Raw genomic sequence first — 14528 nt, 5'->3', positions numbered from 1 at the left:
TCGCCTCGAAAACGGCATGATTTTCTCGATTTCGACCGACAAGATCATTTACCAGGATCTCTTACCGTCCTCACCGTATCGATGAATGCACGGAGCGCCGGCGCCATTTGCCGCTGTCGCGGATAACACAGAAACATCCCTGGAAACGGCGCCGACCACCGTTCGAGCAGCGGCACGAGGCGCCCCGCGGCGATGTCGTCGCGCACCGTGTCCTCGACCGGAAAGCCGATGCCGATGCCCTTGCGAGCGGCGCGCAGCGCCATTTCCTTGTCGTTGACGATCAGCGGGCCGTCGACCGTCACCGAAAACCACGCGCCGTCCTCGCAGAACTCCCACGCATAAGGCGCGGTATGTCCCGGCCAACGCCAGCGGATGCAACGGTGATGAACGAGGTCGCGCGGATGCTCGGGCCGGCCGTACCGAGCGAGATAAGAGGGCGCGGCGACCGCGATCTGGCGCAACTCCGGGCCAAGCCGCACCGCGATGAGGTCACGCTCGATCACCTCGCCGATGCGGAGCGCGGCGTCATACCCGCCAGCGACCAGGTCGACCACCGCGTCGTCGAGGGTGATGTCGAGCACCACGTCGGGGTAAGCCTCGCCGAACCCAGCCAGGATCGGGTCGAGATACTTCGCGACCGCCGAGCGGAAGGAATGAACACGAACGGTGCCGGCGACGCGCTCGCGTGTGCGGCGCACCTGGCCGATCGCCTCGCCGAGCTCTTGCACAGCCGGCCGGACGCGCTGGAACAAGGTCGCGCCGGCCTCGGTGAGCGCAACCGATCGCGTGGTGCGATTCACGAGGCGCACCCCGACCCGCTCCTCGAACCCGCGCAAAAGCTGGCTCAAGGCCGAGGGCGTGACGCCGAGCGCCTCGGCCGCACGGCTGAAGGAGAGCTGCTCGCCCACCGCGACGAACGCGCGGAGCTGGTTGAAGTCGCTGCCCGAGAGCAGGGGATCCATGGCTCCTCTCGAAGCATTTTTCAGCCGAGCTAACAAGTGCTGTGAGAAACGCCGGCATTCTGTACCGAGCCAGCGGGGGTTACGTCTCGGGGCAACCCAAGGAGACAGAAATGAAGACATGGTTCATCACGGGGATCTCGCGCGGTCTCGGCCGATCTCTCGCGCAGGCGGCGGTGGCCGAGGGCGACCGCGTGTACGGGACGGTGCGGTCCGGCACGCCCGACATCGCAGCGGGGCCAGGCACGCTCGAAGTGTTGACCCTCGACGTCGCCGATCCCGGCGCGATCGAGGCGACAGTCGCAGCAGCCTTCGATCACGCCGGGCAGATCGACGTGATCGTCAACAACGCAGGCTACGGCCTTCTCGGCGCGATCGAGCAGGCAACGGACGCCGAGCTCGTGCGGCTGTTCGAGGTCGACGTGTTCGCGCCCTTCCGCATCATCCGCGCCGCACTGCCACGCCTGCGTGCCCAGAAAGCCGGCCACATCGTCAACATCACCTCGATCGCCGGCCGCGCCCCCGGCGCCGGTTCGGGACTTTATGCCGCGGCAAAATACGCACTCGAAGGGCTGTCCGCATCACTTTCGCAAGAGGTCGCACCGCTCGGCATCAAGGTGACGGCGGTGGCCCCAGGCGCATTCCGGACCGATTTCCTGTCATCCCATTCCATCCAGCGCAGCGCCGCCGCAGACCCCGCCTACGCCAGCACCGTGGGGCGCACAGGCGCCGCGCTCGACGCGATGGCCGGGCGCCAGATCGGCGATCCCGACCGGGCAGCACAAGCAATCCTCGCCGCAGTGCGGGCCGAGAACCCGCCGCTGCATCTCCTGCTCGGCACGGACGCGCTCACACGAGCGCGGGCGAAGCTCGACGCCGTGATCGACGAAATCAATCGGTGGGAAGCCGTCACCCGCTCGACCGATTACACAGCCTCGCAGGAGCGCTGAAGGAAGCGTCGCGCCGGGGCGCTGCCCCGGACCCCGCGGGGGCTGTCCGCCCCTCGACCCGGACCAGGCACGGCCTGGACCGAGGGCGGAAAAACTGCGCTTCGCGCAGTTTTTCCGACGGGCCGGTGGCAAGACCTTGGAGGTGCGTTTCGAGCTGAACCGTCAGCGCTGCTGTCTTGGCGGGCAGGATCGTCGCCGGTCTTGACCTGGCCTGTTCGATGAACTGCGCGTCGCGCAGTTCATCGACCCCGGGTCCAGCGCTTGCGCTGGTCCGGGTCCAGGGGTGGACAACCCCTGGTCGGGGTCCGGGGTGAAACCCCGGCGCTACGGCCTTCCAAGGCACCCCCCGTTCGTGCTACGCGCCTCCGCATGACGAACCTCGTGGAGTTCGGGACGCCTGCTGCGATGCCGCCGTCGGAGCGGCGCCTGCTCCTCGTGTTTGATGGCGGCAACGCGCCGGGGTACGCGTCGGTTGCTGTTGCGCTCACGGAGGAGGCTTCGCGGCGCGGGTACGAGGTTTGGGCTGCGACCGAGGGCTTCCGCTCGCTCACGGCCGACGCGACGAGTGAGCCTCGCTTCGAGCGGCTCATCGTGAGCCGTCGGGAGCGTTATGCCCTGCTCGCCAAGGGCATCCCTGCGCGCAGCATGGGGCGCCGCGTCCTCGACGCCGGCAGTGACTTCCGCAGCGAGCGTTACCTCGGCTTCCATGACGAGCGAAACCGCCGCGCGGCTGCGGAGACGCTACGAACGCAGGGGTTTTCGCACCTCGTCGGCGTCGGCGGCAATGGCACGTTCGAGGGCTTGCGCGCGCTGCTCGGCGAGATGAGCCCGCGCCTGCCGACGGGGTTCATGAACGTCTCGATCGACAACGACCTCGCTGGGGATCGCGCGATTGGCTTTCTTTCGGGCGTCGAGGCGGGCGCGACGATTGCGCGTGGGCTCTACGAGGACGCCTACACGCACAAGCGGATCTACCTGCTCGAGATGATGGGCAACCGCAGCGGCCGGCATGCGCTGCACTGTGGTGTGGCGGCGCGCGCGCACCTCATCGTGCTGCCGTTTTTTCAGTTCCCGGACGCTGTCCTGCGCGAGACCGCGGCGGCGCTCTCGCGGGCCGACTACGCGCTCGTCGTGGTGGCCGAGGGGTACGAGCGCGAGCGGCGGGCGCGGGAGATGCCGGGCGCGTCGGCGAGCGAGTTCTTGCGTCGGCAGCTCGAGGCGGCGGGGCTCGTCGATTCGGCGCAGAAGCGCGTGATCGCCGAGCCGTTCAGCCGGTATTTGCGCGGCGTGCGGCCTGCGTTCCTGGAGATCTCGGCGGCGTACGTCAAGGCGTCGCTGCTCTTCGATGCGTTCGAGGAGGGCGGGACGGAGGTCATGCCGTTCGTGCTCGCGTCGAACGACGTCGGCGTGCGCCCGTTCCACCTCGTCGCGCGGGAGGACCGCGTGGAGCGAGCGTTCTTGCCGCTGCTCGCGCGGCTCCAGATCCCCGGCTTCTCCACGTGGATCCGGGACAATTTCACGAGCGAGAAGACCAGTCTCTGAGCCGAGGTTCGTCGTGGCAACGAAATGCATCGTCCTCGATTTCGACGGCACGTTCACCGACGTCGAGCGTGAAGCCGCCCCGTTCGCGGAGACGTTCCGCGAAGCCGTCTTCGATCTGCTCGGCCGGCAAGAGGTCGCCCTCTGGGAAGAGCGCGCCGCCGAGATCGCACGAAATCCCGGTCGTTACGGCTGGCTCCACGACGGGCGTATCGTCGCGCCCGCCGGCGCCGATCCGTACATCCGCTCGACCAGCATCGCGCAGCTCCTCTTCGAGAAGCACGGCGTCCTGCGCGGGGAAGCGACCCGCACGGCCGTGTTGCAGGCGCTTTATCACCTCGCCTACGAGCACACGCTGACCGCGTTCCGGCCGCGCGCGAAGGAGGTCCTGGAAGCGCTCGCGGCGTCGGGGCTCCCGACGTTCGTCGTGACGAATGCGCGCACGGACGCGGCGCTGAAGAAGCTCCGGACGCTGGGGCCCGAGGGGCTCTCGCGGATCGAGGTGCACGGCGACGCGCGCAAGTACGTGGTGGCCGAGCCCGAGACCGAGGACGCGCGTTTCTCCCGCGTACCCGCGGAGATCCGCCTGCCGGGCCTGGAACGCTCGGTGTATCCGCGGCGCGGCCGTTACTGGGAGAGGCTCGCGCACATCCTGCAAAAGACGGGCGTCGCGCCCGAGGAGGTGCTCGTCTGCGGGGACATCTACGAGCTCGACCTCGCGCTTCCGATCGCGCTCGGGATGCAGGTGCACATGGTCACGGGCCCACGCGCACCCGCGGCGCACGAGGTCGCGCTGCTCGAATCGCTCGGCGCGCGTGCGAGCCACGGCGACGATCTCGGGCAGATTCTCGCGCGGGCTGGGCTCGCTGGTTGACTTCAGCCGCCGGCGCTTCCGTCCGGCGGGAGCGCGTCGACCTCGCGCTTGCGGCTCGGAAACATCCGCCGCGTCGCGATGGGCGTGAGCTTCGGGATTGATGGATCGCGCTCATGGGCGCGGTTGACGACCTTCATCACGCGCTCCATCAGCGAGAGACAGATGCCGTCTTGCAGGTCGAGATCGGCTTGCGTCACGAGGCCCTTGGTTCGTGCGCCGGAGGCGAGCGCGCCGGTGGATTTCACCTTCGCGGAGGCCTCCTCGAATGCGATGATTTGCGTGGCGTCGAGCCCGCCGTCCTCGAGCTGCTTCGCCGCCTTCGACAGGGGGTTCTGGCGGATGTCTTTCGCGACCTTCGCGAGTGCTGTGAGGGATTGGGCGAGCGAGTTGAAATCGGTGACGCGGCCGGTTGCTTTCGTGATGCGCTCTTCGAGGCCCGGTTCGAGGTGGGCCACGCCTTCGAGTGCGGTGACGAGGCGCTCGCGCTCGTCCATTCCCTCCTTGTAGGCCTGGTCGGCGACGGCGATGGCGGCGGCGCGGCTGGCCTCGCGATCGTCGGCGTTGGCGTCGAATTGGGCCACCATGTCTGCGAGTTTTTTTCCGGAATGGACGAAGACCTTGAGGAGCGGCTCGGAGAGCCCGAGGAGATGGCGCTTCTGCGCGGTGGAGGCCTTGGGCCAGAACTCGCCGAGGATGCCGCCGAAGCGCACGAGGTCGGTGAGGATCTTTTCGCTGCGGATTTGCGAGCCTCGCTCCATCAGATCGGCATTCGGAATCTCGACGGCATAACGCTCTGCTTCTTCCTGGGTAGGCGCGGGCACCATCGCAAGGACAGCAGGCCAGGTGTAGGTGGGGGTAGATGTAGTCATGCTTGCCACGGTATCCGCCAGCGAGCACGGTGAGAAGGGGAAAAGTCGCGAGGAAGGAGCTGGGGTGGGAGGTGTGGGTGTAGTGTCGATGACCGGGGACGCGTTCGCGGTGGTGGTCGACGTGTTTGCGGTGGTGATCGACGCGTTTGCGGTGGTGGGGGACGGGATCGCGGTCGAGAGCGCCGTTGCATGCGCAGGGGTCAGGATGTTTGCGCGGCCGGGGGCATGGCTGCGATTGACGGGCGTGGATGGGGTGGGGGGCGTGGTAGGCTGGTCTCGGGAAGGATGTTACAGCACGCACGTGCTGCACGAGGACGCATTTACCAATGAAAAGCCCTTTCAAGACGCCCACCTGGATCCTGCCCGGCATGGCCATGTGGCGGTTTGCGCCGGTCCACGATCGGAGGGAGATTCTCTTCACGAATACGGCCCGTGATACTGTATGGTCCTACACCGTCGGGAACCCGCCGCTGTCCACCGTTCTTTGGGAAAAGGCCTACCTCGTCGAGTTATCGTCCAATCAAGACGCTCGTATTCCTGCTTTGTGGATCAACTCGGGTAACGCAGGCGCGAAGCTCTTCGTGCATGCCCTGGCGCTCGACAACAAGAAAAAGCGTCGCGTCGTCGGGACCACGATTTATGGGGTCTCCCCGCGCGTGATCGATTGGCAAGCCTCGGACGAGCGTCGTCATTGTATCGTCCAGATGGACCCCGAGGAGAACGTGGCGTTCAAGATGCACACGCGTGATGCCGCAGGGTATCACGACATCCCGTCGCGCCCCGCGCCGATGACGACGGATGGTACCTCGCTGGGTGATTTCCTGACGACGAGCATGACACCGACGCCGGCCTCCGTCCTCGGGGCGAGGGCCGAGGGCAGCACCCTCGTGGTTCGCTCCGGCGTCGTGCAGCGGGATGGCCGCGTGATGCCCTCCAAGAAGTTCGCGCTCAAATGGGTGCCGGAGCCGCTGCGCATGGTCGACACGTACTATGGCACCACCTTCGCCGCGGTGGGCACTTCGACGATCGCGCTGTACACGGATATCGATCCGAGCACGACCATGTCGCCCGTGAAGACGAAGACCTACACGCTCCCGGGGGTCGGCGGCATTTCGAAGTTTTCCTCCCTCGACGGGTTTCGAGGAGAACAACCGTTCCTCGTCGCGAGCCCCGAGGAGGGCGTGATACGAAAGGCGACGATGACCGAGCTGTCGGTGCTCGCGGGGAGCGTCGGTGAATTCGGTCTGGTCGATGGACCTTTGTCGAGCAGCCGGTTCGTCGGGCCGGTGGCCATCGCAGCCAGCCACGAGGCGCTCGTGGCGTATGTCCTCGACGCGCGAAAAACGACGGATTCCGATGTCTACGAAGCGGTGCTGCGCGAGATCGATTTTAGTGGAAAGACCGTGCGAACAGTGTTCGGCAGTTTCGACGATCCGAAGAGCACCATCAAGATCCATGACCCGCGCCGCGGACAGGTCCGTATGGTCGTGTGCGCGAGGCGGGTGTTCATCCTCGACAGGAATCCGCAGGGGAGCGTCATCCATGCCCTGGACCTCGACCATGAAACCAGAGATACAAGCTTTGCGTCCGCGTTCGCCGCGAAGAACATCAACGACTTCACGATCGTCAACGATTTCGTCTACGTGACCACGGGCGGCGGCGCCGAAGGGCCGGCGAAGGGGCTCGTGGCGGGCTCCGCGCAGACGGTCCAGACGCCTCTTCGCAGGCGGCCTCATGGCTTCGATTTCCGAGACGGCCTGGTGACCTTGAGCTACGATGACCAGGAGCTTTATGTTTATTGTCCACGGCAAGATGGCACCTATCCTGCCAAGCCGGGACGATTCGGGTTGGCGCATCGATCGGTGGTGATCGTCGACGCCGCGCTGGGTCGTTTTGCTTATCGAGACGAGGAGGGAGTCATCCGGCTCTTCACGATCGATCTCGACTCCCTGCGAGGCGAGCCCGACACCGAAGAGGTCTCGATGGGCGAGCGTTCGGACGTGAAGACCCTCGATTTCGAGGAGCCTACGGGCGACAGCACGACGATCTTGAGCGTTCACAAGGGGAACATCTACGCATACAGCCGCGTCACGCGGGTGCTCCGCGTGATCGAAGAGCCCTTCTCATCGAGCCCGATCGTGCACCAGGTGCCGAACGTCAACGTGGAAGGCCCGAATGTCGAGGTGCAAATGGCGTACAGCGATTGGAGCGGGACCGGCGCTGGGGATGTCTTTTTATCGAGGGGCAACGGCGTCGTTTTTCTGGAAAGGATGCCGACCTCCTGAAGGTTCGTTCCCGAGTGGCGTCCGACGCGCGCGCGTGACTGTCCAGGCTCCGGTCGTCACAAGAGTGTGCTAGCCTGGCGTGTGCCCGAGGATCGCCGCGCCCCCCGCCCCCGCACCGCGCTTCTTCTTCTCGCCCTCCTCCTCTCCACCGCCGCCTGCGATCGCGTCGGCTATCGCGCCCTCGAACCACGCCCGAACGCCGGCCTCTCCACGCGTGGCGCCGGCATCTCGGCCCGTATCGAGCGTATCCATGTCGGGTACTGGCAAACCAGCGCGAACATGCGGGTCGACGTGCACGTCGTCAACGAGGGGAAAACGCCGATCCACATCGAGCCCGAGCGCATCGAGGTCGCCTTGCTCGGAACCGACGGCAAAGCGCCCCTGAAGCGCCCCGACCCGGAGAGCATCGTCTCCGGAGACCCGGTCGGCGACGTGGTGGTTGCCGGCGCCAAGGCCGGGAGCGCCGTCGGCGGCGCCGGGAGTCCGGGCGGTCCGGGCGGCTCGGGCAGCGTCGCCGGCGGGGCCGTCGGCGCCACGGTCGGCCTCGCCGCGGCGGCCGTCGTGCTCTTCCCATTGGCTATTTATGCGATCGTGGACGCCGCCGTCCAGAAGGGCGAGAAGGACCTCGATCCCGGCGAAGGCGGCACCTATCGCCTCACGCTCCCGCGCGCGCCGATCGAATCCGGCGCCCCGTACGTCCTCCGCCTCCATCCCGCCGTCCATGCCCCCGCCGACGCGATCGAGCCTTTGCCCCTCGTGAATCCGGGCAAGCCGCATCTCGGGTATGGCCCTCCGGCCGATTCCACCTGGGTCTTCGTCGCTCGTATCGGCGGCGGCGTCATTCATCGGGAGCCCGTCGCCGCGGGCCTCGGCGGGTTCGAGATTTTCACGGGGCCCCAGTTCGGTCGATTCTCCTTTGGCCTCAGCGCCATGATCGGGGCGGGCTCGATCGGCGGGGAGGTGCGTTATCGCTTCGATCCGACGAAGGCGCTCGCGATCGTACCGTTTGCCGGGTACGGGTGGTATCCCATCGCGGGGATTGTCGGCCTGAACGCGGGGCACGGGGGCCGCGTCGGCGCCGAGCTTCAGGTTGCGCTGGGCGAGGTCACGCGCTTCGGCTGGGCCCGGAGCGGCGGGCGTATGGGCATCTTCGCCAACGCCGGGCCCGTCTACGTGCGTGTCCTCGATTCGGTGGGCTTCGCCGCGCAAGGCGGCCTTACCTTCGGTTTTTTCTAGCACCCTCCCAATCGGAATCGTCCCGGACATCTGGTACCATCGTCATGCCAGATTGCTTCGGAGGTTCCTTCATGACGCGTGACAGGCTCTGGTTTCTTTTTCTCGCGGCGGCCGTCTCGTCCGCGGGCGCGATCGCCGCTTGCAGCGGCGGCGGCGATACGAGCGGCGGCGCGGCGGGCAGCGGTGCTTCGGGCCCGGACGCCGGTTCGTCGTCCGGGGGCGGCGGCTCGGGTGGCTCGGGCGGCGACGGCGGTTTCATCAATTTCGACGGCGGAGAACAATCGCTCGTCATCGAGCCCCAGGACCCGATCCTCGACGTGACCGGCGTCCCCGGCTCGCTCCCCTTCAACGCGAAGCTCACCGACGGCTCGAATCCCGGCGCCGTCGATTGGTTCCTCGACGACGTCACTGTGGGAACCATTGGCGCCGATGGGGTTTTCGCTTCCGGCGGCTTCGTGGCGGGCAAGGCCAAGGTCACCGCGAAGAGCGGGCAGCTCGAGGCGAGTACGACCATCACGGTGCGCGTGAAGATTGCCGACAATGCCGGCAATCTCTCGCCGGACGATCAGACGAAGCTCGACACCGGCGGCAATGCCGATCCGGGCTTCCGGTGGCTTTACCCATACGACAAGACCGTCTTTCCCCGCGGCCTTTCGGCCCCCACGCTCCAGCTCGCCGGCAATGCGGACGCCGTGCTCGTGAAGATCAACGTGGGGGATTTTGAATACAAGGGCTACTTCGGCGCGTCGGCCCCCGCGCGGGTGGACCTGCCCCAGGCCGTGTGGAAGGGCGTCACGCAGAGCGCCGGCCCGGGTGACATGGTCTCCGTCACGGCCACGAAGCTCGCCGGTGGTGTCGCGACGGGGCCCGTCACGCAATCGTGGCGGATCGCGCAGGGCAGCCTGAGCGGCATCGTCTATTACAATACCTACGTTTCGAAGCTCGCGAACGGCGGTGCGGTCATGCGCATCAAGCCGGGCTCGAATGCGGAGGTCCTCCTCGGCGGATGCAATGTCTGCCACTCCGTCAGCGCGAACGGGAACGTGCTCGCGGCGGGCGTCAACTGGACCGTCGACAATCCGCTCGACAGCGCGACGTACGACCTCACGCAGGACGGCACGGCCTCGCAGCGCTACCTCGATAACGACGGCCGCAAGTTCTCGTTCGGCGGCCTCACGCCCGACGGCACGTACATGATCACGAACGGCATTCCGGCGGGCGGCTCGCCGGTCCGTGGTTTGGCCGGGGATTACCCCTCGCGGCTGCTCGACACGAAGACGGGCGCCGACGTGGGGGCCTCCTCCTTCACGAGCGCCGTCAAATACGCGCTCACGCCGACGTTCTCCCCCGACGGCAAGCACGTCGCGTTCTCCTGGTACGACGCCACGCCGGGACGAACCCTGGCCATGATGGACGTCGATCTTTCGCAATCGCCGCCCTCGTTCTCGGCCATCAACGAGCTGCTCACGGTGCCCTCGGGCATCGTCGGCTGGCCGAGCTTCACGCCCGACGGCGCTGCGGTGCTTTACCACGCGGGGGATCGCTTCGACACCGCGGGGTATGGCGCCACGCCTTCGTATGGCGAGGTCTTCCTGGTCGAGACGGCGACGAAGGCGGTGAACAAGCTCGCCGCGCTGAATGGCTACGACGAAAATGGGCAGCTCTATCTGCCGTTCGGCGACGCCGAGGAGGCGCGCCTGAACTACGAGCCGACGATCCTGCCCGTCCCTGTCGGCGGGTATTACTGGGTCTTCTTCACGAGCCGCCGCGTCTATGGCAACACGATCGGCCCAGGCGGCACGGTGCCGGACGGCGAAAACAAGTGGGGCAAGTTCGTGAACGGCGCCGAGACGCCGAGCCCGCGCAAGAAGCTCTGGGTCGCTGCGATCGACATCGATTACCAGGGCAAACCCGATCCGAGCCATCCCGCGTTCTACTTGCCCGGCCAGGAGCTCGAAGCGGGCAACATGCGCGCGTTCGCCGCGCTCGAACCCTGCAAGGACCTCAACCAGCCCTGCGAGTCCGCCGCCTCGTGCTGCAACGGCAACGTCTGCCGCCCGGCCGACGTCGACGGCGACGGCACGAAGGAGCTCGTCTGCGTGCCGCCGCCCGCGAACGAATGCGCGCAGGAGGGCGAGACCTGCGAGACCGCGGGCAACTGCTGCGCGCCCGGATCTTTGTGCATCAACAATCGGTGCGCGAGCCCCACGCCGAAGTGAGGCCCGCGCACCTGCCCCTCTAGATCAGCCCCGGAACCAGCGCGGCTCCCGGTGCACAGGGACGCCGCCCGACAAACCCATCTGCATGCCGGGCTGGAAGAACAGATAAGGGAACACGAGCTCCGGGCGGCTCACCTCTTCGAGCCTGTTCCGGAGCTCCGTCGGGATCTCGAATTCGAGCGCCGAAAGGTTGTCTTCGAGCTGCGTCACCTTCGTCGCGCCGAGGATCGTCGACGTCACGCCCGGCCGCTTCGTCACCCAGTTCAGCGCGACCTGCGCGGGGCTCTTGCCGAGCTCGTCCGCGACCGAGAGGAGCACGTCGACGATACGGAAGTTTCGCTCCGTGAAACGTTGAAACAGCGGGTTCGAGCTGTTCTTCACGGTCGCGAGCCGGCCCTCGCCCTCGGCGCCGCCGCCATCGTTTCGCTTGTACTTGCCCGTGAGCATGCCGCTCGACAGCGGGCTCCACGGACAGACGCCCATGCCGAGCTCGAGCGCCACGGGGATGTGCTCGCGCTCGATGTTTCGTTCGATGAGCGAGTATTCGAGCTGCAGCGCCGCGAGCTGCTCGAAGCCGCGCAGCTCGGCGATCGTCTGCATCCGCGCCGCGTACCACGCGGGCGTGTCCGAGAGGCCGATGTACCGAACCTTGCCCGAGCGCACGAGCGCGTCGAAGGTGCGGAGGACCTCTTCGATCGGCGTCATCGTGTCCCAGGCGTGGAGCCAGTAGAGATCGATGTAATCCGTCTGCAGGCGGCGGAGCGAGCCTTCGAGCGCGCGCAGGATGTTCTTGCGGCCATTGCCGCCCGCGTTCGGATCGCCGGGGAAGGCGTTGAAGGTGAACTTCGTCGCGACGACGAGGCGATCACGGTTGCCCGCCTCCTTCATGAACTGCCCGAGCAGCTCTTCGCTGTGGCCGTTCGTGTAGAGATCGGCCGTGTCGATGAAATTGCCGCCGGCTTCGAGGTAGCGGCGGAAGACGGCGTGAGAGGTCTCGTGATCGGCGCCCCAGCCCCACTGGTTGCCGAAGGTCATGGTGCCGAGGCAGAACGGCGAAACTCGCAGCCCGCTCCGGCCGAGGAGCGAGTAATCGGCGAGGCTCTTGATCGTGGACGTCATGCAGTCGGATCCTTTCGTGTGCCCGCACGCTCTCGCTTTCGTGGCCGCCCGTCAAGCCGCGCGCGGGGTCGCGCCCCTGCCCAGCATATTTCACGGGCAGCCGTGAGCGGTCACGGGTTCTCTGGAGGCTCGTCCGCTTCAGCGGATGATCCGTCGTCGGAAACCGACACGTCTCCACTGGCACGCGGGATGCTCGGGGGTTTTGCATGTCGTCCCCGAGAAGACGCCTGGTGTCGTATTGCGCTTTCGCCCTGGGAGCCGCGCTCGGGTCCGGGAGCGCCGCCGCGGCGGAGCCGAAACCTCCGGTGGAGATCACCGGTTCCCCCGGCAATGGGGTGACGGTGAAGGTCGGCGACGTGTTTTCGTTCAATGCCCGGAGCCGGATCCAGCTCCGCTACCAGATCAACGTGCCTCCTCGGGATGATCAGGGCGAGCGGGATTTCCAGCAGATCGTCAACATCGGGACGGCTCGCCTCTGGTTCTCCGGCCACGTGTATCGGCCGGAGCTGACGTACATGATCCAGCTCGCCATTGCGGGCCGCGATTTCCGTGACGGCGCCACGTCGCCGATCTTCGACGCCTACATCGACTGGAAGATCCACCGCGATTTCAACATCCGAGCTGGGCAGTTCTTCGTTCCGTTCGATCGCCTGCGCACGGTGCGCGAGTTCGCGCTGCAGATGGCCGACAGGCCGGTGCCCGTCGGCGAGCTGACGCTCGATCGCGATGCGGGCATCACGTTTTATTCGGAGAATTTCCTCGGAAAAGAATCCCCCGTCGCGTGGCGTCTCAGCGCGTTCGGTGGAGGCGGGACGAACCTCACCACGTCGAGGGAACCCGGCGCGCTGCTCGTGGGAAGGCTCGAGCTTCGTCCGCTCGGCAAGATCGACGATGACTCCGAGGGGGATCTCGACCGGAGAAAGAAGCCGGGCCTGGCGTTCGGCGGCGCGTTCGCGGCGAACTTCAACACGAACCGATTGCGCAGCACGACGGGCGCGACGTTTCTCGGAGGCACGACGGATTACCTTCACGCCGCCGCCGATCTCGTGTTCAAGTGGCGCGGATTCGCGCTGCAGGGCGAGTATCTGTGGAAACGAGCGGACGTCGATCGGATCGAATCCACGGACGAGGACGGCAACCCGCGCACCGAGTACACGCGCTCGGGCCAGGGCACGGTGTTTCAGGCCTCGTACGTGTTCGATCCGCCGATCGAGGTCGTGGCGAGGTTCTCGAGATTGTACGCGTTCGGAGGGACGGATCCGAAGCTCGTCTCCGAGGTGGAGAGCCGCGGGCAGGAGATCGGCGTCGGGCTCAACTATTACTTCAACAAACACAAGATGAAGCTGCAAGCCGACTGGATCGCCCGGATGCCGCACGATTTCGACTTCGAGAAGGCGAACCACGTGGCCCACCTCCAGCTCGACGCGACGTTCTGAGGATGCGGCTCCTAGCGCTGCATCGAGGTTTGTCCGGACGTAGGCTCGCGGAAACGCGACCACTCGATGCCGAGCTTGCGCATGCGCGCGCGCAGCGTGTGCGGGTTGATGCCGAGCAGGCGCGCCGCGCCGAACGGTCCTTCGATGCGGCCGCCGCGCGCGGCGAGGGCACGGCGAATGTGCGCGGCCGTCGCCTCGTCGAGGGTGACGATTTCATCGGCGTCGCGAACGGGCGTCGAGGGAGGCGGCGTATCCGCGGCGGGCGGGCGCGAGGGCGGTTTCACGGTCGGGCCCCCGAGCGCGGCCGCGACTTCGAGGCGCTTGCCATTGCCGAGGATCGCCCCGCGCTCGATCACGGCCGCGAGCTCGCGCACGTTGCCTGGCCACGTGTATCGACGGAGAAGCTCGATGTCCGCCGGTGTCGGCGTGAGCCCGGGTCCGCCGAGGCGTTTGCCCGCGCGATCGGCGAAATGCGCCGCGAGCGCCGGGAGGTCTTCCATGCGATCGCGCAGCGCGGGCAATCGAATGGGGAAGACGCTCAGGCGATACCAGAGATCCTCCCGGAACGTCCCTTCGGCCACCATGCTTTCGAGGTGCCGATGCGTGGCCGCGACGATCCGCACGTCCACATCGATTGTCTCGTGGCCGCCGACCCGCTCGATCGTGCTCTCCTGCAGCACGCGCAGGAGGCGCACCTGCGCCGCGCGCGGCAGCTCGCCGACCTCGTCCAGAAAAAGCGTGCCGCCGTCCGCGCGCTCGAACCAGCCTTTGCGTGTGCCCACCGCGCCGGTGAACGCCCCGCGCTCGTGGCCGAAGAGCTCCGAGTCGATGAGCTCGGAGGGAATGGCGCCGCAATTGACGCGCACCACGGGCCCATGCGCGCGCCGCGAGCGCGCGTGGATGGCCCGCGCGATGACCTCTTTCCCGGAGCCGGTCTCGCCCAGCACGAGCACCGGCGCGTCCGTGGGCGCCACCTGAAGGACGCGATCCATCACCGGTTTGAGCCCGGCGGATTCTCCGATCACGAACTCGCTCATGTCCA

11 protein-coding genes are annotated in these 14528 nt (G+C 66.9%); 7 read left to right on the top strand and 4 right to left on the bottom strand.

From position 1 onward, the window contains the following. Positions 1-44: 44 nt before the first annotated feature. Positions 45-1082 (bottom strand): LysR family transcriptional regulator, encoded by a 1038-nt coding sequence (locus QHF84_RS39935; protein WP_281318820.1) that lies wholly within the window; start codon positions 1080-1082, stop codon positions 45-47. Here QHF84_RS39935 and QHF84_RS39930 point away from each other — a divergent pair. From QHF84_RS39930 to QHF84_RS39920, 3 genes are all read left to right on the top strand, one after another. Continuing rightward, on the top strand, positions 1073-1909 hold the full coding sequence (locus QHF84_RS39930; RefSeq protein ID WP_281318819.1) for an oxidoreductase: 837 nt from the start codon (positions 1073-1075) through the stop codon (positions 1907-1909). The genes QHF84_RS39935 and QHF84_RS39930 overlap by 10 nt on opposite strands. A gap of 369 nt (positions 1910-2278) precedes the next feature. Next, positions 2279-3451: a 6-phosphofructokinase gene (locus QHF84_RS39925; RefSeq protein ID WP_281318818.1), complete on the top strand. Its 1173-nt coding sequence runs from the start codon at positions 2279-2281 to the stop codon at positions 3449-3451. 13 nt (positions 3452-3464) lie between these two features. Continuing rightward, positions 3465-4322, top strand: coding sequence for an HAD family hydrolase (locus QHF84_RS39920; protein WP_281318817.1), 858 nt, complete (start codon positions 3465-3467; stop codon positions 4320-4322). Positions 4323-4324: 2 nt separating this feature from the next. Here the strand turns inward: QHF84_RS39920 and QHF84_RS39915 are convergent, their stop codons facing one another. Continuing rightward, positions 4325-5191 carry a hypothetical protein gene (locus QHF84_RS39915; protein ID WP_281318816.1) on the bottom strand — a complete coding sequence of 289 codons (867 nt, stop codon included), beginning with the start codon at positions 5189-5191 and terminating at the stop codon, positions 4325-4327. 326 nt (positions 5192-5517) lie between these two features. On the opposite strand from QHF84_RS39915, the gene QHF84_RS39910 reads away from it, so the two are divergent. The 3 genes from QHF84_RS39910 (at position 5518) to QHF84_RS39900 (ending at position 10931) form a co-directional block, all read left to right on the top strand. Then, positions 5518-7476 carry a hypothetical protein gene (locus QHF84_RS39910; RefSeq protein ID WP_281318815.1) on the top strand — a complete coding sequence of 653 codons (1959 nt, stop codon included), beginning with the start codon at positions 5518-5520 and terminating at the stop codon, positions 7474-7476. An 81-nt stretch (positions 7477-7557) separates the two neighbouring features. Then, the gene (locus QHF84_RS39905) at positions 7558-8712 is read left to right on the top strand and encodes a hypothetical protein (RefSeq protein ID WP_281318814.1); all 1155 of its coding nucleotides are present in this window, start codon (positions 7558-7560) and stop codon (positions 8710-8712) included. Between the two features lie 71 nt (positions 8713-8783). Then, the gene (locus QHF84_RS39900; protein ID WP_281318813.1) at positions 8784-10931 is read left to right on the top strand and encodes a hypothetical protein; all 2148 of its coding nucleotides are present in this window, start codon (positions 8784-8786) and stop codon (positions 10929-10931) included. Positions 10932-10955: 24 nt separating this feature from the next. On the opposite strand, the gene QHF84_RS39895 is transcribed toward QHF84_RS39900, so the two are convergent. Continuing rightward, entirely contained in the window at positions 10956-12050 is a 1095-nt protein-coding gene (locus tag QHF84_RS39895; protein ID WP_281318812.1) for an aldo/keto reductase, read from the bottom strand. A gap of 230 nt (positions 12051-12280) precedes the next feature. Between QHF84_RS39895 and QHF84_RS39890 the strand changes: the two genes are divergently transcribed. Continuing rightward, positions 12281-13486, top strand: coding sequence for a porin (locus QHF84_RS39890; RefSeq protein ID WP_281318811.1), 1206 nt, complete (start codon positions 12281-12283; stop codon positions 13484-13486). An 11-nt stretch (positions 13487-13497) separates the two neighbouring features. On the opposite strand, the gene QHF84_RS39885 is transcribed toward QHF84_RS39890, so the two are convergent. Next, positions 13498-14523, bottom strand: coding sequence for a sigma-54 dependent transcriptional regulator (locus tag QHF84_RS39885; protein ID WP_281318810.1), 1026 nt, complete (start codon positions 14521-14523; stop codon positions 13498-13500). Positions 14524-14528: the final 5 nt, after the last annotated feature.

It is taken from the genome of Polyangium sp. y55x31, from assembly GCF_029946505.1.
Lineage (GTDB): Bacteria > Myxococcota_A > Polyangia > Polyangiales > Polyangiaceae > Polyangium.
The sequence above is the reverse complement of the archived record's forward strand: the minus strand, read 5'-3'. Positions and strand labels throughout refer to the sequence as shown.